Origin of the sequence: Pseudomonas sp. 20P_3.2_Bac5 (genome assembly GCF_025466035.1) — a bacterium.
Classification (GTDB): Bacteria; Pseudomonadota; Gammaproteobacteria; order Pseudomonadales; family Pseudomonadaceae; genus Aquipseudomonas.
On record NZ_JANLOA010000078.1, the window covers coordinates 1 to 1,364 of the forward strand.

Here is a 1,364-nt window from a genome sequence, read left to right on the forward strand (position 1 = left end):
GGGACTGTCAGATTCTTTGTGTTCGGGCCGGTAACGGCCTGCCGTCAGGCAGGCCGTGCTTTTACCAGGTTGGCCTGATAAATCGGTCTCCGTACAGAATCGCGAATTGATTCATCGCGCTCTTCCAGTCATGGGCCGCAGAGCCCCAGTTTGCTGTGATATTGCGTAGTCCAAGCCAGATCAGTTTGGTGGCCGCATCGTCAGTCGGGAAGTGGCCGCGCGTCTTGATGATCTTGCGTAGCTGAGCGTTGATGCTCTCAATGGCGTTGGTCGTGTAGATCACTTTTCGGATCGCCGGCGGGAAAACGAAAAATGGAATCACTCGATCCCACGCCCGCCGCCAGGCAGCCACTACCGTCGGGTACTGCTTGCCCCATGGCCCGCTTTCAAAAGCATCCAGCGCCTGCTCAGCCGCTTCGGCAGTCACTGCCTGATAGATCGGCTTAAGCGCTTTGGCCAATTCGCGACGCTTATCCCAAGCTGCGTAATCAAGGCTGTTGCGGATTAGATGAACAATGCATGTTTGCAGTGTCGTATCTGGAAATACAGCGCCAAGGGCTTCTGGCATGCCTTTGAGACCGTCAGTTACAGCAATCAACACATCTTCGACGCCGCGTGTCTTGAGGTCGTTGAACACCTTCATCCAGAACTTGGCGCCCTCGGAACTTTCGATCCAGATGCCGAGAATATCGCGTGTTCCATCAGGCAAAACACCCAATGCCAAGTAGATCGCCTTGTTGCGGACCAGCCCCTCTTCGCGGATTTTGACCCGCAGGGCATCAAAGAAAATAACCGGATACATCGGCTCCAGTGGCCGCTGTTGCCACGCACCAATCTCCGCCATCACCTCATCGGTTACAGAGCTGATGAAGTCGGGCGAAACGTCCGTACCGTACTGCTCGGACAGGAACGCACGGATTTCTCTGACGGTCATTCCGCGGGCATACATGGCGATGATCTTGTCGTCGAAACCGGTGTAACGGCGCTCGTGCTTTGGAATCAGAATGGGTGAAAAACTGCCGTCCCGGTCACGCGGAATATCCAGCCGGATCGGGCCATCCCCGGTCAAAACCGTCTTGCCGCTTTTGCCATTACGCTGGTTGGTTTCATCCTCTGGGCGCTTCGCGCCCGGCGGATAACCCAGGTGATGGCCGAGCTCAGCGCTCAAGGCTCGCTCGATCAAGGCCTTTTTGAACGCTGCAGAGGCGTCCTCAATGGCTTCAGCGGTCATCGGTCCGTCGGTGAACTGCTCAAGCAGTTCTTTCGGAATCTTCGGTAGCTCGCGCAGCGCAGGTTTCTTTTTGGTTGGCATACATGCACCTCTTACTCATGTTATGCCCGAACACAAAATTTCTGACACCCCC

1 protein-coding gene is annotated in these 1,364 nt (G+C 55.7%); it reads right to left on the reverse strand.

Translation table 11 applies throughout. From position 1 onward, the window contains the following. Positions 1–61 precede the first annotated feature (61 nt). A complete protein-coding gene (locus NTD88_RS14565; RefSeq protein ID WP_262154126.1) occupies positions 62–1,312 on the reverse strand; it encodes an IS256 family transposase in 1,251 nt (416 codons plus the stop codon). Between the last annotated feature and the right edge of the window lie 52 nt (positions 1,313–1,364).

What these genes read in the sequence shown, in the direction of transcription:
- NTD88_RS14565 (WP_262154126.1), bottom strand. Translation starts at nt 1,312, where the DNA reads ATGCCAACCAAAAAGAAACCTGCGCTGCGCGAGCTACCGAAGATTCCG.